We start from the raw sequence: 19,198 nt of genomic DNA on the forward strand, positions 1-19,198 counted from the left end.
TCGCTCAGTTCCCGGCGGTCCCGGTCCGGCTCCGCCGGGCCTGGCGCAGGGCACGCAGGTCCTCAGCCAGCGGACGGTACGTCGCCACCAGCAGCACCAGGGCGGTCGGCACCAGGAACGCGAACCCGATCCACAGGTAGCCGGCCGCACCGATCACGCCGCCGAGGAAGAACAGTCCGACCAACGAGGCGAGCATCCCGAGCTTGTTGCGGTCACCGACCACCGGGTCGGCGTCCCGGAGCCGGTTGCGGTAGGCGAACTTGCCGAGCTCGATGCCGATATCGGTGACCATCCCGGTGACGTGGGTGGTGCGGATCTGGGCCCCGGAGATCTTGGTGATGGTGGCGTTCTGCAACCCCATGGTCAAGCACAGCACCGCGATGAACACCAGACTGCGGTGTTGCCAGGTGAGTTCCTCGGCGAGCAGCCCGAACAGCAGCATCAGCCCGCCCTCCACCAGCAGCACGTTGGCGTAGCGGCTGTGCATCCCGCGGCGGCGGCCCCAGTTGAAGATCACCGCGCAGGCCATCGCCCCGACGACGAACGACGAGATGGCGACGACCCCGCTCAGCACCACCGCCGGGCGCCACATCACGATGGCATCGGCCACCGTGGCGGTCAGCCCGGTCATGTGCGAGGTGTAGAAACTGACCGCGACGAAACCGACCGAGTTGAGGATGCCGGCCACCAGCGCCAGCAGCAGCGCGAGATGGCGGTTGAGCTCGGGTGTACGGCGGGCCCCGGCCACCTCCAGCAGGTAGTCGGCCACTCGGGTCCTCACATGCGCTCCCTCTGCCCGGTGTGATGCTGACGACATTGTGACGCCTGGGGATCCCGCGGAACAGCCCCACGTGCCACCCGCACCGGATCGGCGCCGGCACGGATGGTCGCGTGGACGTGTCAGGCGGAGACCTCCCGCAGCACGAGGTCCAGCGTCTCGGTGAACCGGTCGACGTCGTGGGCCGCGAAGGGCAGCGGTGGGCGCAGTTTCAGGACGCTGCCGTGCGGCCCGCAGACCGAGGTGAGGATGTGGTGCCGGAGGAGGGCGTCCACCGTCTGTCCCGCCAGCCGGCCGTCCGGCGTCTTCGAGAGCGGATCGGTGACCAGCTCCAGGCCGATGAACAATCCGTCGCCGCGGACGTCCCCGATCGTCGCGTGCCGATCCTGGAGCTCGCCCAACTGGGCCCGGAAGTAGGCGCCCACCCGGGCCGCATTCTGCTGCAGCCCCTCCTCACGGATGATGTCGAGGACCGCCTGGGCCGCGGCGATCGCCGCGTCGGTGCCGCCGAACGTGTTGAAATAGGGCACCTGTGCGGCGAAGGTGGCCAGGACATCCGCCCGCGCTACTACGGCGGCCACCGGGTAGCCGTTGCCCATCGGCTTGCCCATGGTCACCACATCGGGGATGACACCGTGTCGGCCGAACCCCCAGAACGAGGTGCCGGTGCGGGCGAAACCCGGCTGCACCTCGTCGGCGATGAACAGACCACCCGCGGCCCGTACGGCGGACACCGCCCCCGTCAGCAGGCCGGTGGGGGAGGCGTACACCCCATCAGAACTGAAGATCGTGTCGACGATGAGGGCCGCGGGCCGCACGCCCCGCTCGGCCATCTCGGCGAGCGCACCTTCCACCGCTGCGGTGAAGCCGGCCGCCGCGCCCTCCGGCCCGGCGTGGTAGCTGTCCGGTGCGGGCACCGTCCAGACGTCGGGACCCAGCGGCACGCCGGAGCCCAGGGCCGGCGAGATGCCGGTGACGAGGTCGGTGTTGCCGTGGTAGGCCTCCTCGGTGATGATGATGCCGCGTCCGCCGGACGCCGCCCGGGCGATCCGGAGGGCGAGGTCGTTGGCCTCCGAGCCGGTGCAGGTGAACATGACCTGGTCGAGCTCCGCAGGCATCGTGGCGAGCAGGTCCTCGGCGTAGTCGAGGATCGGCTCGGCCAGATACCGGGTGTGGGTGTTGAGCGTGGCGGTCTGGCGGGCGATCCGCTCGGCGACGCGAGGATGGGCGTGTCCCACGCTGGCCACGTTGTTGTAGACGTCCAGGTACTCGGTGCCGTCGGCGTCGAACAGGTGCACGCCGGCTCCGCGGACGAGGTGCACGGGCCGACGGTAGAACAGGCGATATGCCGGCCCGAGCACCCGTCGGCGGCGTTCGATCAGCTCACCGGTCTCGTCGCCGGTGGGGGTGTCGGCCCGGTACGTGTTCGCGTCGAGGATCGTCGAACGGTGCGCTGGCATCTGTCTAGCGCTCCTTCGTCTCGTCGAGAATGACCCGGCCCAGGCGTTCGTAACGCGCAGGGGAGACCCGCTTGAGGACGAGGGCCCAGACCACGCCGGCGACGGCCACACCGACGACGATGTACGGCGTCGCCGCGAAGACGGGGCTTCCGGCCGCAGCGCCCGCCGCGAACTTCGCGTTGGCCATCAGCAGGTAGACCACGTAGATCATGCCGATGGCGCCCAGCCCCGGAGCAACCAGCGTGCGGAACCAGTGCCGCGTCTCAGGGTGGTTCCCGCCGATGTGGAAATAGCCGATGACGGCCACCGCTGCGGCGGCCTGCACGATCATGATGGCGCTGGTGCCCAGGATGGCCATCAGGCCGTACAACGCACCGTACGGATCCTGCCGAGTGACCGCGAAGAGCACCACGATCACGGTCGCGACGGCGGTCTGCACGAACCCCGCGACGAAGGGGGAGCCGTGCACCGGGTGAGCGCGGCCGATCGTACGGGCCAGTCCGGGGGCGATGTCCTCGCGGCCCAGGGCGTAGAGATACCGCGCGGCACTGTTGTGGAAGGCGAGGCCGCAGGCGAAGGAGCCGGTGGCCAGCAGGATGTGGAAGACGACGACCGCCCAGTCGCCGAGGTGCTGCTGCACCGGCAGGAAGAAGATGTCGCCCGCGGTGGCGGAGTCCTGGGCGAGGGCGACCGCCTTCTGTGCGCCGACCCCGACGATGCCCAGCCAGGACACGAGGACGTAGAAGACGCCGATGCCGACCACCGAGCCGATGATGGCGATCGGGATGATCTTCTTCGGGTTGCGTGACTCTTCGCCGTACATCGCACTGGACTCGAAGCCGACCCACGACCAGAAGGCGAAGAACAGGCCGATACCCGCCGAACCGGTGGCGGCGATCGTCCCGGCGCCGTTGGCGGCGGGAACGGTCCGGTGGAGATCGACGAAGGCGTTCAGGGGATTGAGCGAGGCGAGGGACCAGCCTTCCGGGCCGCCGCCGGCGACGAGGACGGAGATCGCCATGGCTGTCAGCATGAGGATCTCGGTCACCAGGAAGACACCCAGGACCTTGGCCGCGAGATTCACGTCGTAGTAGCTCAGCAACGCGTTGGCGGCGAGCATCAGCAGAGCGAACACGATCCACGGGACGGTCAGCCCGAACAGCGTCTCGACCAGTCCGCTGGTGAAGAAGGCGAAGATGCCGACGAGTGAGGCCTCGAAGACCATGTAGGCGACGGTGGTGAGGAGACCGGCGCTGAGCCCGGCGACTCGGCCCAGTCCGTGGGAGATGTAACCGTAGAACGCCCCGGTCGCGGTGATGTGCCGCGACATGGCGGCATAGCCGATGGCGAAGAGCGTCAGCACGATCGTCGCCACGAGATAGCCGGCAGGGGCTGCGGCGCCGTTGCCGAAGCCCACGGCGATCGGCACGTTGCCGACCATCGCCGTGATCGGTGCTGCCGTGGCGACGGACATGAACAGGACGCCGACGAGCCCGATGGCGTTCGGCTTCAGGCGCTGTGGTTCAGCGAGCGCCTCACCTGACGGTGGTGCGACGATGACGTCGGTATTGGTCATTGCGTCCTCCATTATTTGGTCTGGCCGGTCCCTGGCGTCACTGTGGTGGAGTTCTTTCCATTTTGTCAAATTGGCAGTTCTGGACGGTGGGCCCAGTGTTTCCGTGGTGTAACAGCGGGGGCTGATGCGTTACGAATACGGAAATCCGGTTACGAGTCCGTGAAGGAGTGGCCTATTTGGTATCGCTGACTTTGTTAATGGTCTGCTGCTCGGTTTCTATGGAGCCATGGTCGTCACGCCGGAACGCGAATATGCCGCCTTCGCCCGCGCTGCCCTGCCCAGATACGGGTTCGGGGCCCGGGCCCACGTCGAGTTGCTCAGCCTGAGTGAGAACGGCACCTTCCTGATCAGTGAGGGCGCGCGTCGCCTCGTACTGCGGGTGCACCGTCCGGGCTATCACACGCGTACGGCCATCGAGTCGGAGCTCACCTGGATGCAGCGGATCCGCGAGGACTGCGGCATCGCGACGCCCGTCGTCATCCCCGCACTGAGCGGCGAGGCGGTGACGACGGTCGAGTGGGCCGGTGAGCGACGTGAGGTGGACGCCGTCAGCGTCATCGACGGCCGTACGGGCGAGGAGTGCGGCTGTCCCGTCCCGTACGAGGAACTGGGCAGGATCAGCGCCCTGATGCACCTGCACGCCGAGCACTGGCCGCTGCCGGACGGATTCGAACGGTTCCGCTGGGACTTCGAGAGCTCACTCGGGCCTGCCGCGCGCTGGGGACGACTCACCGGCGCGCCGGGCGTCGAGCGGGCGGACAATGCCGTGCTGGCCGGCGCCGTGGCGAGTATCGAGAGGGCCCTGCGCGACTACGGATCAGGTCGGGACCGGTTCGGGCTCGTCCACGCCGACCTGCGGATGGCCAACATCATGGTCGACGCGCGGGGTGGGATCACGGTCATCGACTTCGACGACTGCGGCTTCGGCTGGTACCTGAGCGATCTGGGCTCGGTGGTCTCCTGGGTGGAGCACGAGGCCGAGACCCCGGACATCGTCGCGCGGTGGCTTCGCGGATACCGGCCGGTGCGGCCCCTCGGGGACGAGGACCTCGGCATGATCCGCGTCTTCGTCATGATGCGCCGTCTGATGTTGACCGCCTGGCTCGGCACCCACCCGGCTTCGCCTCCGGCGAAGGCGCTCGGGACCGACTACGGGCGCGGCACTGGGGCACTCGCCGCACGTTTTCTCGACGACCCTGACTGGTTCCGCTTCGGTGACCGTGCCCTCGCCGCCTGACCGGCTGCCGGTGTCCGCCCGCCCTGTGTCCGCCCGCCCTGTGTCCGCCCGCCCTGTGTCCGCCCCGTACGACACCCTTCTTCTCGACCGCATCCCACGCCCGCCCGACCTCTAGGAGCCCTCATGTTGTTCGACCTCGCCGACCGTCGCGTCCTCGTCACCGGTGGATCCAAGGGCATCGGACTCGGCATCGCCACGACGTTCGCGAAGGCGGGAGCGGCGGTGGCGGTGACCGCGCGCGGTGAGGCCGACCTCGCTGCCGCAGCCGAACGCCTCGCGGCGGCGGGCGCGTCCGAGGTCGTCACGGTCGCAGCGGATGTCGCCGACCGGGCCTCGACCCGGGCGATGATCCGCGAGGTGGTCGAGCGACTGGGAGGCCTGGACGTCCTGTGCGCGAACGCCGGGGTCTTTCCCGAGGCTTCGCTCGCGACCATGACCGAGGAACAACTCGACGACGTGGTGGCGGTCAATCTCAAGGGGACGGTCTGGTCGGTCCAGGCCGCGGCACCGGCTCTGGCGATCTCCGGACGCGGACGGGTCATCATCACGTCGTCGATCACCGGGGCGATCACCGGCTATCCGGGATGGGCCCACTACGGCGCCACCAAGGCCGCACAGCTCGGATTCATGCGCACCGCAGCCCTCGAATTGGCGCCCCACGGGATCACGGTGAACGCTGTGCTGCCGGGCAACGTCCTCACCGAAGGCCTGGTCGGCATGGGGGAGGGCTACCTCGCCGCGATGACGCGTGCGGTGCCCCTCGGTCGGCTCGGCACGCCCGAGGAGGTCGGTGCGACCGCGGCGTTCCTCGCGACGACCGAGGCCGGCTACCTGACCGCGCAGGCGATCGTGGTCGACGGCGGTCAGATCCTGCCGGAAACGCCAGAGGCCATCCTGGCCTAGAGTGAACGGGTGGCATCCGAGAGCGAAGGCGGCCCCGTCGCCGAGGAGATCCGTCGGCGCATCCTCAGGATGATCGCCGCGGGGACTCTCCCGCCGGGGTCCCGCCTCGGGTCGGAACGGGAGGTCAGTGAGCGCTTCGGCGTGTCGCGGGTGACCATTCGCAGCGCGATCCTTCCGCTGACCCGGGCCGGGGTGCTGGAGCGTCGTACCGGGCGCTCCGGGGGCACCTTCGTCCGTTCCGATGTCATGGGTCGGGAGGCCGCTGAGCAGCTGGGACTGCCCGAGCGATTGGCCGCAGGCGGCCACAGCGCGTCATCGACGGTGCTGGCGACCCGTCGTGCCCCGGCCACCCCGCTGGAGGCAGAGGCACTCCGGGTGCCGGTGGGCGAGGAACTGGCCGTCATCGAGCGGCTGCGCAGCGCCGAGGGCATCCCGCTGTCTCTCGACCGGGCGCATTTCCCGCTCGCCCTGGCTCCCGACCTGCTCGACCAGCCGCTGAGCGGATCTCTCTATGTGCTGCTGCGCGACCGCTACGGCCTCCGGCCCGAGAAGGTCGAGGAGGAGATCATGGTCGTCGGGGCCAGCCGGCGGGAGGCCAAGTTGCTGGAGGTCGCCGAGCGGTTCCCCTTGGTGCAGGTCGTACGGGTCGCGGAGGATGCCTCCGGCCGGCGCTTCGAGTATTCGGAGGACCTCTTCCGGTCGGATCGGGTGCGCCTGATCGCCCGCCGCTCCGGCGGTCGGACACCGGTGGAGTCGCGGTCCGCCGACGGTCTGATCGAGCTCACCGTCGCGCCGTGACCTCGCACAGCCGGCGGTGACCCGGAGTTCGAAGCCGTGGTGGGTCACCGCGCGGACCACTACGGTGGAGGCATGCGGGAACAACAGGAGCGGCCGATCGGCTACTGGGCCAAGCATCTCGACTCCCTGATCAACCAGGCGTTCGAGCAGGCCCTCCATGACGACGACGTGACCCGCCGTCAGTGGCAGGTGCTCAGCACGCTGTCCTGGGGCACCCGGACCGTCGCGAGTCTGCGCGAGACGCTCGGCGCGTTCCGCTGCGACCAGGAGGACTCGTTGGAGACCGCGCTGGAGGTGCTCTCCACCCGCGGCTGGATCGACGACGACGGCACAGTGCTGTCGCTCACCGAGCCCGGCGTGGCCGCTCACGACACCATCGGCGGTCACGTCGACCGGGTCCGGCAGAGCCTGGCGCGCGGGATCAGCAGCGCCGACTACCGCACCACCGTGGACACCCTGCGTCGGATGTGCGACAACCTGGCGGCAGGGACCCCGGAGGCGGACTGAGCCGACCGGTCGACCGTCGTGCCGACGGTGGGTGACAACGCCGGCTCCACGGGCCCGTCGCCCGGGAGGCCACGGGTCGGACTGGTGCTCAACCCGCTGGGCCGCCGGGCCGACCGTGCCCGCCGCGAACTCGCCGCGGCACTCGCGGCGGCCGGCGCACCGGCCCCGACCGTCCTCACCACCACCGTCGAGTCACCCGGCGCCGAGCAGACCCGACGGCTGCTCGCCGCGGGCGTGGACCTGGTGGTGGTCGCCGGCGGTGACGGCACCGTCCGTGAGGCGGCCCGGGTGCTCGCCGGGACCGACGTCGCCTTGGGCATCCTGCCGACCGGGACGGCGAACATCGTCGCCCGCAACCTGCGGCTGCCGCGCCGCGACGTACGCCTCGCGACGGCGATCGCCTTGGGTGCCGGCGAGCTGCGGATGGACCTCGGGCGGGCTCGGATGACCATCGCTGCCGGGGGAGTGGTCGAGTCGGTCTTCCTGGTGATGGCCGGGATCGGCCGTGACGCGCAGACGGTGGCGGCCACCGGCGCACGGCTCAAACGGTGCCTCGGCTGGCTGGCCTACTTCGCCGCCGGGATCCGCCACGCGGTGTTGCGGCCGCTGCCGATGGTCGTCGAGCTCGACGGACACCCGCGGCGCGCGCGGACCTGGACGGTGCTCTTCGGCAACCTCCCGCGCATCCCCGGCGGGATCGCCGTCTTTCCCGACGCCGTACCGGACGACGGGGTGCTGGAGACGCTGGAGGTGCCGCTGCGCGGGCCCCTCGACTGGGCCGCCGTGGCGTGCACCGGCCTGTTCCACCGCCCCCGTCGGACCCGGGCGCTGGCATACGGTCGGGCCTCGGCCGCCCGGGTCACGCCGCCCGGGCCGCTGCCGGTCCAGCTCGACGGCGATGTGGTCGCCGACGTCGTGGACCTCGAGGTGGGGCTGCTGCCGTCAGCGCTGACCGTACGATGCCCGCCGCACCGACCTCGGTCAGGCGACCCTAACCGTACGACATTGTCCGGATAAGCCGCGAATCAGCTGTGAGACGACTCACAGATCCCTACACTGAGGATCACTCCAGCGCCACGATCCCTCGGGTGGGCCGTCGGACACGGTGTCCACACTCGCACGGGAGGTCGCCATGTCCACTGTCATCCCTGACCGGTTCGCCGGTCGGACCATCATCGTGACCGGTGCCGGCTCCGGCATCGGGAGGGCCACCGCCACCAGGCTGGTCGCCGAAGGGGCGTACGTCGTCGGGGCCGACCTCTCCGAGGAGCGGCTCGCGGCGGTGGCAGAGGACCTCGGGTCGCCCGGTTTCCGGTATGTCGTCGGGTCGATCACCGACCAGCAGATCGTCGACCGGATCGTCGCCGAGGCCGGCCCGGAACTGTGGGGTCTGGTCAACAACGCCGGGATCATGGACGACTTCCTCTCCGTCGCGGAGATCGACGACGCCACCTGGCAGCGGGTGTTCGACGTCAATCTGACCGCGATGATGCGGATGAGCCGGGCGGCGATCCCGGTGATGTTGACCCGCGGGGCGGGGGCGATCGTCAACATCTCCTCCGAAGCCGGCATCCGGGCCGGCGCCGCGGGGGTCGCCTACACCGCGTCCAAGCACGCGGTGATCGGGCTGACGAAGTCGACCTCGCTCTTCTACGCCCGCAAGGGGATCCGCTGCAACAGCGTGGCGCCCGGTGGGGTCGCCACCAACATCCAGGCCAAGATGGAGAGCCCGGGCTTCGCCGAGGTGATCGCGCCGTTGCTCGGCGCGATGATGCCGCCGACGGCGACCGCCGACGACCTGGCGGCGGCGATCACCTTCCTGCTCAGCGACGACGCCGCGAACGTCACCGGCACGGTGCTGATGTGTGACGGCGGGTGGAGCGTGATCTGAGGCGGGGCAACGGCGGCGGAGCCGACCGGCCGGAGGCGGCAGGAACGCCGGACGGCGCCGGGGATCCCTCCCCGACGCCGTCCTGGTGTCGTACGGTGCTGCGGCCCGGAGCCTCAGCCGGCCTCGCCTTTCGGCTCAGCGTCGCTGGGACCGGTTCGGCCTTGCGGCTCGGCTTCGCCGGCCGTGGTCAGCCCAGTTTCGCGATGATCTCGTTGAACGTGGCCGACGGGCGCATCACGGCGGTGGTCTTCGCGTCGTCGGGGCGGTAGTAGCCGCCCAGGTCGACCGGGTGGCCCTGCACCGCGATCAGCTCGGCGTCGATCTGCTCGGCCTTGTCCGCCAGTTCGGCGGCGACCGGCGCGAACGCGGCCGACAGCTCGGCGTCCTCGGTCTGCGCCGCGAGCTCGCAGGCCCAGAAGTTCGCCAGCCAGAAGTGGCTACCGCGGTTGTCGATCTGGCCGACCTTGCGGGCGGGGCCCTTGTTCTGGTCGAGCAGGGTCTCGGTGGCCTTGTCGAGGGTCGCGGCGAGCACGCCGGCCTTCGCGTTGCCGTTGGTCGCCTCGTGGCGGAAGGACTCGGCGAGCGCCATGAACTCGCCCAGCGAGTCCCAGCGCAGGTAGTCCTCGGCCAGCAGCTGCTGGACGTGCTTCGGGGCCGAGCCGCCGGCGCCGGTCTCGAACAGGCCGCCACCGGCCATCAGCGGGACGACCGACAGCATCTTCGCGGAGGTGCCGACCTCGAGGATCGGGAACAGGTCGGTGTTGTAGTCGCGCAGCACGTTGCCGGTCACCGAGATGGTGTCCTCGCCGCGACGGATCCGCTCCACCGAGTACTGGGTCGCCTCGACCGGGGACATGATCTCGATGGTCAGCCCGTCGGTGTCGAACTCGGGCAGGTACGCCTTGACCTTCTCGGCGATGTTGCGGTCATGCGCGCGGGTCGGGTCGAGCCAGAAGATCGCCGGGGTCTGCGAGGCACGGGCCCGGGTGACGGCCAGCTTGACCCAGTCCTTGATCGGGGCGTCCTTGGCCTGGCAGGCGCGCCAGATGTCGCCGGCCTCGACCTGGTGCTCGATCAGGACGTCACCGGCGGCGTTGACGACCTGCACGGTGCCGTCGGCCGGGATCTCGAAGGTCTTGTCGTGGGAGCCGTACTCCTCGGCCTTCTGGGCCATCAGACCGACGTTCGGCACCGAGCCCATGGTGGTCGGGTCGAAGGCGCCGTGGGCCTTGCAGTCCTCGATGACGGCCTGGTAGACGCCGGCGTACGAGGAGTCCGGGATCACCGCGAGGGTGTCGGCCTCCTTGCCGTCCGGGCCCCACATGTGGCCGCCGATCCGGATCATCGCCGGCATCGAGGCGTCGACGATCACGTCGGAGGGGACGTGCAGGTTGGTGATGCCCTTGTCGGAGTTCACCATCGCCAGGGCCGGGCCGTCGGCCAGCTCGGCGTCGAAGGACGCCTTGATCTCGGCCCCGTTCGACAGCGCGTCGAGACCGCCGAGGATGGCTCCCAGGCCGTTGTTGGCGGACAGGCCGGCCTCGTCGAGGGCGGCGCCGTACGCGGCGAAGGTCTTCGGGAAGAAGGCCTTGACGACGTGGCCGAAGATGACCGGGTCGGAGACCTTCATCATGGTGGCCTTGAGGTGCACCGAGAACAGCACGCCGTCGGCCTTGGCTGCGGCGACCTGCTCGGCGAGGAACGCGTCCAGCTTCTTCGCGCTGAGGAAGGTGCCGTCGACCACCTCGCCGGCGAGCACCGGCAGCGACTCTTTGAGGACGATCTCGCTGCCGTCGGCGGCGACGAGCTTGATCTGCAGGACGTCGTCGGCCGGCAGGATCACCGACTTCTCGTTGGCGCGGAAGTCGTCGGAGCCCATGGTCGCGACCCGGGTCTTCGACGCGGCGGTCCAGGCGCCCATCGAGTGCGGGTGCTTGCGGGCGTAGTTCTTGACCGCCAGCGGGGCGCGCCGGTCGGAGTTGCCCTCGCGCAGCACCGGGTTGACCGCGGAGCCCTTGACCTTGTCGTAGCGGGCGCGGGCGTCCTTCTCGGCCGCCGTCTGCGGCTCGTCGAGATAGTCGGGCAGCGCGTAGCCGAGGGCCTGCAGCTCCGTCACCGCGGCCTTGAGCTGGGGGACCGACGCGGAGATGTTCGGCAGCTTGATGATGTTGGCCTCGGGGGTCTTCGCGAGCTCACCGAGTTCGGCCAGCGTGTCGGCCACCTGCTGGTCCGCGGGCAGCAGATCGGCGAAGGCCGCCAGGATCCGGGCGGACAGCGAGATGTCACGCGTCTCGACCTGCACACCCGCCGTCGAGGCGAAGGCCTCGATGACCGGGAGCAGGGAGTACGTGGCCATCAAGGGCGCTTCGTCGGTGTGGGTGTAGATGATCGTGGCCATGTGCTGGGCATCTCCCTGGGGTCGTACGGGTGCGTTGCGGACGCTCTTGGCTGGGTCAGGTTATCCGAAAGGCCCCCGACGGACCGTGCCATAGCGGCGTGATGTGCCGTACGGCAGCAGCGTCCGGTGTGATGTCACCCGTTGTCAGGCCCGGGGAGCCAGCACCAGGTTGTCGATCAGCCGCGGTGCGCCGACCCGTACGGCCAGCGAGGCCAGCGCGCCGACCGCCGGGTCGACGGCGGTCAGTTCGGCCAGGGTGCGCGGATCGGCGACGCTGACATAGTCCACCACGGCCCGTGGCTCGGCGGTGATCACGTCGCGGAGGATGGTCCGCAGCGCCTCCGCATCGCCTTCGCCGTCGGCCCAGGCCCGTCCGGCCGCCTGCAGGGCGCGGGAGAGCACCAGCGCGGCCGGCCGGTCGGCGGCGGCGAGGTAGGTGTTGCGGCTGCTCATCGCCAGCCCGTCCGGCTCCCGGACGATCGGGCAGGCGACGATCTCGACCGGCAGGCCGAGGTCGCGGACCAGCTGGCGGATCACCGCGACCTGCTGGGCGTCCTTCTGGCCGAAGTAGGCCCGGTCGGGGGCACACAGGTGGAACAGGATGCTGATGATCGTCGCGACGCCGCGGAAGTGGCCGGGCCGGCGGGCGCCCTCCAGCACGTCGGCGACGCCGCCGGGGGTGACGTACGTGTCGAAACCGGCGGGGTAGACGTCCTCGACCTGCGGGGTCCACACCAGGTCCACCCCGGCGCCGTCCAGCAGCGCGAGATCGTGGTCGAGGTCGCGCGGGTAGGCCTCGAGGTCCTCCGACGGCCCGAACTGGGTCGGGTTGACGAAGATCGACACCACGGTGGCGTCGTTCTCCTCGCGGGCCCGGCGGACAAGGCTGAGGTGGCCCTCGTGCAGGAAGCCCATCGTCGGCACCAGGCCGACACTGCGTCGACCGACGCCGCTCGGACGGGCCGCGCCCGCAACGGTGATGTCTCCGCCGGCCGTGTCCGGTCCCACCTCCAGCTCGGCCCGGGCAGTCCGGAGCTCCTCGCGTGTGGTGACGACCTTCATCCCTCTGCCTCCTGCTGGTTCGCTGTTCACCGCTCCTGGTGCAGGACCGGCGGGTCCCGGCTCGGTCGGTCGCCGATGTCGGATCCCTCGGCCCGGGGCGCTCAGGCCTGTCGCTCGGTGGGCCGGTCGAGACCGGCGAGGGCCTCGGCCAGCACCTGCGGGTCCATCCCCGCGCTGTTCTGCTCGGTCGGGAACGCCCCGGAGCGTACGTCGTCGGCGTACGCCTGCAGACCGCCCACCACCTCGTCGCCGAGGGTGCGGTAGCGGCGGGTGTGGCGGGGGACGAAGTCGCTGAACAGGCCGAGCAGATCATGCCAGACCTGCACCTCCCCTGAGCACCGGGGACCGGCACCGATGCCGATCGTCGGGATGTCCAGTCGGGCGGTCACCTCGGCGGCCAGCGGTGCGGGGATCAGTTCCAGCACCACGGCCCATGCCCCGGCGTCCTGCAGGGCGAGAGCGTCCTCGATCAGGGCCCGGGCCGCGGCGGACTCCTTCGCCTGGACCCGCATCCCGATCTGGTTGACCGACTGCGGGGTGAAGCCGAGGTGGCCCATCACCGGGATCCCGGCCTGGACCAGGCGGCGTACGGTCGGGGCGATCGGTCGGCCGCCCTCCAGCTTGACCGAGGAGGCGCCGCCCTCCGCGAGCAGCCGCCCGCCGTGACGCAGCGCATCGGTCTCGGTGGCGGACGCCAGGAACGGCAGGTCCGCGACGACCAGCGGGGTGGCACAGCCGCGGACCACGATGCGGGTGTGGTAGACCATGTCGTCCACGGTGACCGGCAGCGTCGAGTCGTGACCCTGGATCACCATGCCGAGGGAGTCACCGACCAGGATCATCGGGACGCCGGCCCGCTCCACCAGTTGGGCGCTGGTGTAGTCGTACGCGGTGATCATCGGGACGCGCTCACCGCGCAGGTACGCCGCCCGGATGTCGGCGATCGAGGTGCGCATCGTCAGGCCAGCGCCGCCGGCATCGGGCCGTGCAGTGCCATCGGATCGTTCACGTCGGTGATGACCCGGGCGATCGAGTTGTCGGTGGAGTCGACCAGCACGACCTTCGGGTGCCAGCCCTCCGGGACCGGATCGGTCACCTGGGTGTAGGCCATGATGATGACCAGGTCACCGGGCTGCACCAGTCGGGCCGCCGCACCGTTGAGCTGGATCTCGCCCGAGCCACGGGCACCGGCGATGGTGTACGTCTCGAGACGCTCGCCGTTGTTGAGGTCGACGACCTGGACCCGCTCGAAGGGCAGGATGTCCGCCGCGTCGAGGAGGTCCTCGTCCACGGTGATGCTGCCGACGTAGTCGAGGTCGGCCGCCGTGACCCGTGCGCGGTGGATCTTGCCACTGACCATCGTCCGGAACCGCACGTGTGTACCTCTCTGCCGTGTGGTGTTCGGATCGAGTTTACGTGCTACTCCCAGGATGATCGGCGCAGTCCCGCAGGGCGGCATCGCCGTGGGCCGGCGGGGCGGCATCGCCGTGGTCCGGCGGGGTGGGGTCGCCGTGGGCCGGCGGGGTGGGGTCGCCGTGGTCGTGTCGGGCGGGCGCATCGGGGTCGCGGAAGGCGGCGTCGATCGCGGCCAGGGTGGCCGGGTCCATTCCCCGCGCGACCAGCAGGTCGTGTGCCGCCAGTCCCACGGCGCGGTAGAGCGCCGCGGTGTCGGGGCGGGCGGCGAGGGCGGCCAGATGGCGGCGGATCGTGCCGACGTCGCCGCGGACCGCCGGGCCGGTGAGTCCAGCGGGCAGACCGACATCCTGTAGTCCGTCGAGGGTGCTGCGGACCAGGGGGAGCAGAGCATCCAGCGCGCTGCGGGCGTCGAGCCCGCAGTCCTGCAGCAGCCGGGCCGCGTGGTCGACCAGGACGACGGTGTAGTTGGATGCCATCGTCGCCGCCGCGTGGTAGCGGGCCCGGTCCTCCGGGCGCAGCAGCACCGGACGGCCGCCCAGGGTGGTGGTCAGCTCGGCCAGGACGTCGCGGAGGCCGGGGTCGGCCGTGATGCCCCAGGTGACACCGGGGGCGATCGGGGTGTCCACGGTGGCGAAGGCCTGCATCGGGTGCCAGGCGCCCAGCCGGTGGTCGGCGGCCAGCGGCGCCAGGGGAGTGAGGTCGAGGGCGCCCGAGCAGTGCACCACCCCGTGTCCGGTGGCGGGTCCTTGTTCGTCGCCGGCCTCGTGTTCGTCGCCAGCTTCGTGTCCGGCGGTCGATCCGTGTCCGGCGGCCCGGGCCGCAGCGTCGGTGGCGAGCGCGTCGGCGACCGGTCCGATGGCGTCGTCGCTGACCGCCAGCACGGTCAGGTCGGCGTCCAGCGCGCGGGTCCGCTCCGGGCTCCTGGCCGACAGCATGGTGACCGGCACGCCGCGAGCGGCGAGGGCGGTGGTCAGGGCGTGGGCGAGCCGGCCGGTGCCCAGCACGGCAACGGTCACCGCGGGGGCCGGGGAGGCCTGTGTCGTCATTGCCGTCCTCGGGGCATCGTCCTCGGGGACGCTGTCATCGGCCCTGTCCGTCCTCGACCGCGGCGGGCGTACGGGCGGCGAGCGCGGCGGCCCGGATGTAGCTGGCTCCGGCGACGACGTGCAGGGCGGACCCGGCCCAGATCAGCAGTCGGCCGAAGATCGCCGCCGGCGGGTAGAACGCCAGCGCGGCGATCAGGGCGACGATGCCGATGAAGAGCACTGCCGTACGGAACTTGCCGAGCAGGTGCACCTTGATCCGCCCCCTCGCCGCGGCCCGACCCGCAAGCAGGCCCGTCGTCAGATCGGTGACGACGACGATGCCGACCGGCCACCACGAGACGTGGCCGCCCAGGGCGAGGGCGAGCAGCACCGCGCCGATGCCGATCCGGTCGGTGAGCGGGTCGAGCATCTCGCCGGTGCGGCTCACCTGGTGCAGGGCACGTGCCAGGAAGCCGTCCACCCAGTCGGTGGCGGCCCACAGGGCGAGCAGTCCGACGACCAGCGGGCTGTCCCCCGGTGTACGCACCAGCAGCCAGCACACCGGTGCCAACAGCAGCAACCGGAGCAGAGTGACGGCGTTGGGCAGAGTCAGCCAGTCGGGTCGGGCGGAGGTGGTGGGCGTGGGGCTCACGCCTCCCGTCACGGGGTGCGGGTCCATGCGCCCATTGTGGTCCGCGGGCGGTCAACCGGTCAGAGTTCCGGGGTGACCTGCTCGAATCGCTGCTGCCACTGGGTGTTCTCCCGGACCCACAGGGCGGTCCGGAGTGTGGCGGTGGTCGCCTGCGTGGCGCGGCTGAGCAACAGCACCTCGTCGGCACGCAGTCGACGCGCCTCGAGGATGTCGAGGCTGCAGACGTCGGGGGAGAGCACTCCGCTGAGCACGTCGCCGCGGTGGTCCAGGGTGCCGTCCGCGCGGACCCGGAACCACCCGGGATGCAGCAGACCGGCCCACTGTGTCGGGTCCTCGGCGGGCTCTGCGCTGTGCAGCCAGCGCTCCAGTTCGGCGACCTGGTCGATCTCGGGCAGGTCCAGCTCGGGCTCGGCGCCGGAGAAGAGATCGGGCTGCAGGTAGTCCTCCTCGAGTTCGGACTCGTCCTGCTCCTCGCCCCCGGAACGTACGGCCGCGGAACGTACGGCCGCGGAACGTACGGCCGCGGAACGTACGGCTGCGCCGGCCGTCGGATACCCCGGTCCCGGGTCGGGCTCGCGGCTCTGCTGGTAGGCGGTGGCGGCGGCCCGGGCGCGGGTGTCGGCCGCCTCGTTCAGGGAGTGTCCGTTGTGTCCGCGCACCCATTCGAAGGTGACGTCACGCCCCTGCATCGCCTCGTCGAGGGCCTTCACCAGGTCGACGTTCAGGACGGGTTTGCCGTCGGCCTTCTTCCAGCCCTTCTTCTTCCAGCCCTTGGTCCACTTGGAGATCACGTTGATCGCGTACTGGCTGTCGCACAGCACGTGCAGAGGCTCGTCGACGTGCGCGGTCTGGTGCAGCAGGTCGAGCACCGCCATCAGCTCGCCCATGTTGTTGGTGCCCCGGGGCCAGCCTCCGCTGGCCCAGCAGTCGTCATCGACGTACCAGGCCCAGCCGGCTGGTCCTGGGTTGCCGAGCGAGGATCCGTCCGCCGCTGCTGTGATCGTCACGGGGCCGATTCTCACACATCGCACCGACACCCGGCCCTGACGAGCCTGCTCGGCCGGGGCACAGAATACGGCTCGCCGTCGCCGACAGTTCGCGGACGGTTCGAGCATTCTTCACGGAGATGTGGAAAGAATGTCGTGTGAGTACTGATGGACCTCGCCGTTCGCCCCACCCCGTGGAGTCGACGGCGTACGGACCCTCCGACGACATCTCGGCGCGGGCCGGCGGGGATCAGGCACCGCGGCGGTGGGCCGAACGTCGACCCTGGCGCGACATCCTGACCTCGGTCGGTCTGGTCTGCATGGCGATCGTGTTCTTCGAGTCGGTGGCGGGCATCCTCCCCGACGGGACGATGTTCTGGCTGATCACGCCCGTCCGGGCCGTGCTGATCGTGGGTCTGGTGGCGATGGCGCTGGTGGTCCCACATCCCTCCGCGTGGCGGACCTGGCTCGACATCCCGCTGCTCGTTCTGGTGCTGACCAGCCTGGTGGCGTCGTTCGGCCGGACCGAGAGCATGGCCGCCTGGCGATGGCTGCTGACCGAGGTCGGGCTCTACTACCTGGTCGTGATGGTGCGGCGCCAGCACCGCGACAGCCACCGTGCAGGACTGGTCCTCGTGCTCGTCGGCGTGGCCACCGCGGGGGTCCTCGCCCTGCAACAGGCTGCGAGCCAGACTCCCACGGGCTTCTGCCGTGCTCCGGGCCAGGGCATGGCCGACGGCTGTGAACAGCCCGGCGCCCTGGTCCGGGTGGTCGGCACGTTGAACAACCCGAACCTGCTGGCGGCCTTCCTGCTGCTCTTCCTCCCGCTCGCCTGGCTCGCGGTCGACGAGTGGCTGAACAGTGCGAGCCGGCTGGCCGGGGTCGTGCTGGTCGCCCTCGGCTACCTCGCCCTGGTGCAGACCTGGTCGCGGGCCGGTCTGGCCGCCGGCATGCTGGGGATCGTCGCCCTCTTCACCCTGGCCCGGCCTACCGGCCGTCGGCTGCGGATCGGCGGAGGACTGTTGGCCGTCGGACTGGTGGTCGCGGTCGCCATGGCGATCGTCTCCGGGGCGGGTGTCCGTACGAAACTGTGGACGGCCGCCCTCTCGCTGGCCGTCCACCATCCGTTGGGCGTCGGACTGGGGCGGTCGGGAGCCCTGCTCACCGAGGCCGTCCCGGATTCCTTGCAGTTCCAGCACGCCCACGACACCTGGCTGAACTGGCTGGTCGAGGCCGGCTGGCTCGGTTTCCTCGCGGTGATGGCGATCACCGCCCTGGTGTGCTGGCGGGTGTGGCGCTCGACCGTCGAGGGGTCCAGGATCGCCGCCGCGCTGGGCGCCGGGCTGCTCGGCTTCGGTCTGATGAGCCTCACCGACCACCCTGCCAACGCGTTGCGGATCGCCCTGGCCCTCGCCTTCGCGATCGGCCTGGTGATGGCCTCCCCGGTGGCGGACCAGCGGATCCTGGTCCGGCCCTCCGATGTGGTCGTACGCCCGGAGGACCGGGAGCCCGTCGCCGCCCAGGTCTCGGTGCCGGTCACGGCCCAGGTCCCGGTGCCGGTCACGGCCTCGATCCCCGCTCCGGACGACCGGGGCCGTGCACCTGAGGACCTGGCCGATCCCTACCGTGACGTCCCGAGTGGGCGGCGCGACGACATCCCTGGCGGACAGCGTGACCTCGGTGCGCAGGGCGACCCGGGCGGGCAGTGGGACACCGAGGCTTGGCAGCCGACTGTCCCCGGCGGTGACCACCGGGAGGTCGCCGCCGGGCGGGACCCGTACGCCGCGGTCGAGGACCACGGCTGGACCGAACCGGCGCCCATGGTCGCACCCGCGCAGGTCCAGCCCGTGCAGGCCGAGCCAGCCTGGGGTGAGCAGGCTGCGGTCGAGCAGACGTGGGGTGAGCAGACGTGGGGTGAGCAGACGTGGGGTGAGCAGACGTCGGCCGAGCCCGGCTGGGGCGAGCAGGCTCCGGTGGAGGAGACGTGGGGTGAGCAGGCTCCGGTCGAGCACACCTGGGGTGAACAGGCTCGTGGTGGATCCTCCTGGGGCGAACCGACCTGGGGCGGATCGTCCTGGAGTGATCCCGCTTCCACCGATCCTTCCTGGAGTGATCCGACCTGGACCGATCCTGGCTGGAACGATCCCTCCCGGGCCGAACCCGCCGGCTTCGAGCCCATGCCGACCGCCTCGCGCGCCGAGCCCACCCGCGCCGAGCCCACCGGTGCCGGGCACGCCTGGGGAGAGCCCGCGCCGGTCGAACCGGCACGGACCGAGCCCGTGCCGGCGTACGCCTCGTGGGGTGCTCAGGCACCTCGATCCGCGCCCGTCGAGCCGTCACGGCCTGCACAGAGCCCGGTATCGTGGGGTCGACCCGACGATCCCGAGTCGTGGGCCCGACACGGCGCCCACCGCGCCACCGAGCGGAACCGGCCGCGGGGTGGCCGGGACGGCGGCTGGCGAGGCTGACCGGAGACCGCTCCTCTGGGCGTGCCGACCCAGGAGACTTG

17 protein-coding genes are annotated in these 19,198 nt (G+C 70.8%); 7 read left to right on the forward strand and 10 right to left on the reverse strand.

Features of this window, described 5'->3' with window-relative positions:
• Nucleotides 1–4 precede the first annotated feature (4 nt).
• From R0146_RS09515 to R0146_RS09525, 3 genes are all read right to left on the reverse strand, one after another.
• On the reverse strand, nucleotides 5–781 hold the full coding sequence (locus R0146_RS09515) for a YoaK family protein (protein ID WP_317689082.1): 777 nt from the start codon (nucleotides 779–781) through the stop codon (nucleotides 5–7).
• A gap of 119 nt (nucleotides 782–900) precedes the next feature.
• Nucleotides 901–2,238, reverse strand: a complete 1,338-nt coding sequence (locus tag R0146_RS09520) for an aspartate aminotransferase family protein (protein WP_317689083.1) — start codon at nucleotides 2,236–2,238, stop codon at nucleotides 901–903.
• 4 nt (nucleotides 2,239–2,242) lie between these two features.
• A complete protein-coding gene (locus tag R0146_RS09525) occupies nucleotides 2,243–3,814 on the reverse strand; it encodes an APC family permease (RefSeq protein ID WP_317689084.1) in 1,572 nt (523 codons plus the stop codon).
• 226 nt (nucleotides 3,815–4,040) lie between these two features.
• On the opposite strand from R0146_RS09525, the gene R0146_RS09530 reads away from it, so the two are divergent.
• The 6 genes from R0146_RS09530 (at nucleotide 4,041) to R0146_RS09555 (ending at nucleotide 9,150) form a co-directional block, all read left to right on the forward strand.
• A complete protein-coding gene (locus R0146_RS09530) occupies nucleotides 4,041–5,051 on the forward strand; it encodes a phosphotransferase enzyme family protein (RefSeq protein WP_317689085.1) in 1,011 nt (336 codons plus the stop codon).
• 123 nt (nucleotides 5,052–5,174) lie between these two features.
• Complete coding sequence (gene fabG, locus R0146_RS09535; RefSeq protein ID WP_317689086.1) at nucleotides 5,175–5,954, forward strand: 3-oxoacyl-ACP reductase FabG; 780 nt, start codon at nucleotides 5,175–5,177, stop codon at nucleotides 5,952–5,954.
• Nucleotides 5,955–5,963: 9 nt separating this feature from the next.
• Nucleotides 5,964–6,752: a GntR family transcriptional regulator gene (locus tag R0146_RS09540; RefSeq protein WP_317689087.1), complete on the forward strand. Its 789-nt coding sequence runs from the start codon at nucleotides 5,964–5,966 to the stop codon at nucleotides 6,750–6,752.
• 72 nt (nucleotides 6,753–6,824) lie between these two features.
• Nucleotides 6,825–7,259: a winged helix DNA-binding protein gene (locus R0146_RS09545; protein ID WP_317689088.1), complete on the forward strand. Its 435-nt coding sequence runs from the start codon at nucleotides 6,825–6,827 to the stop codon at nucleotides 7,257–7,259.
• 27 nt (nucleotides 7,260–7,286) lie between these two features.
• Nucleotides 7,287–8,276, forward strand: a complete 990-nt coding sequence (locus R0146_RS09550; protein WP_317689089.1) for a diacylglycerol/lipid kinase family protein — start codon at nucleotides 7,287–7,289, stop codon at nucleotides 8,274–8,276.
• 115 nt (nucleotides 8,277–8,391) lie between these two features.
• A complete protein-coding gene (locus tag R0146_RS09555; RefSeq protein ID WP_317689090.1) occupies nucleotides 8,392–9,150 on the forward strand; it encodes an SDR family NAD(P)-dependent oxidoreductase in 759 nt (252 codons plus the stop codon).
• Between the two features lie 187 nt (nucleotides 9,151–9,337).
• Here the strand turns inward: R0146_RS09555 and R0146_RS09560 are convergent, their stop codons facing one another.
• The 7 genes from R0146_RS09560 to R0146_RS09590 all read right to left on the reverse strand — a co-directional run bounded on the left by R0146_RS09560 (nucleotide 9,338) and on the right by R0146_RS09590 (nucleotide 16,710).
• Nucleotides 9,338–11,548 (reverse strand): NADP-dependent isocitrate dehydrogenase, encoded by a 2,211-nt coding sequence (locus R0146_RS09560; protein ID WP_317689091.1) that lies wholly within the window; start codon nucleotides 11,546–11,548, stop codon nucleotides 9,338–9,340.
• A gap of 144 nt (nucleotides 11,549–11,692) precedes the next feature.
• Nucleotides 11,693–12,610, reverse strand: coding sequence for a pantoate--beta-alanine ligase (gene panC / locus R0146_RS09565; RefSeq protein ID WP_317689092.1), 918 nt, complete (start codon nucleotides 12,608–12,610; stop codon nucleotides 11,693–11,695).
• Nucleotides 12,611–12,711: 101 nt separating this feature from the next.
• Nucleotides 12,712–13,566 carry a 3-methyl-2-oxobutanoate hydroxymethyltransferase gene (gene panB, locus R0146_RS09570; protein ID WP_317689093.1) on the reverse strand — a complete coding sequence of 285 codons (855 nt, stop codon included), beginning with the start codon at nucleotides 13,564–13,566 and terminating at the stop codon, nucleotides 12,712–12,714.
• Nucleotides 13,567–13,568: 2 nt separating this feature from the next.
• The gene (panD, locus tag R0146_RS09575; RefSeq protein ID WP_317692363.1) at nucleotides 13,569–13,970 is read right to left on the reverse strand and encodes an aspartate 1-decarboxylase; all 402 of its coding nucleotides are present in this window, start codon (nucleotides 13,968–13,970) and stop codon (nucleotides 13,569–13,571) included.
• A 52-nt stretch (nucleotides 13,971–14,022) separates the two neighbouring features.
• Entirely contained in the window at nucleotides 14,023–15,072 is a 1,050-nt protein-coding gene (locus R0146_RS09580; protein WP_317689094.1) for a Rossmann-like and DUF2520 domain-containing protein, read from the reverse strand.
• Between the two features lie 34 nt (nucleotides 15,073–15,106).
• The gene (locus R0146_RS09585) at nucleotides 15,107–15,730 is read right to left on the reverse strand and encodes a CDP-alcohol phosphatidyltransferase family protein (RefSeq protein WP_317689095.1); all 624 of its coding nucleotides are present in this window, start codon (nucleotides 15,728–15,730) and stop codon (nucleotides 15,107–15,109) included.
• A gap of 32 nt (nucleotides 15,731–15,762) precedes the next feature.
• A complete protein-coding gene (locus R0146_RS09590; protein ID WP_317689096.1) occupies nucleotides 15,763–16,710 on the reverse strand; it encodes an RNase H family protein in 948 nt (315 codons plus the stop codon).
• 137 nt (nucleotides 16,711–16,847) lie between these two features.
• Between R0146_RS09590 and R0146_RS09595 the strand changes: the two genes are divergently transcribed.
• Nucleotides 16,848–19,157, forward strand: a complete 2,310-nt coding sequence (locus tag R0146_RS09595) for an O-antigen ligase family protein (RefSeq protein ID WP_317689097.1) — start codon at nucleotides 16,848–16,850, stop codon at nucleotides 19,155–19,157.
• Nucleotides 19,158–19,198 lie beyond the last annotated feature (41 nt).

The organism is Raineyella sp. LH-20 (assembly GCF_033110965.1).
In the GTDB taxonomy this organism is placed as follows: Bacteria; Actinomycetota; Actinomycetes; order Propionibacteriales; family Propionibacteriaceae; genus Raineyella.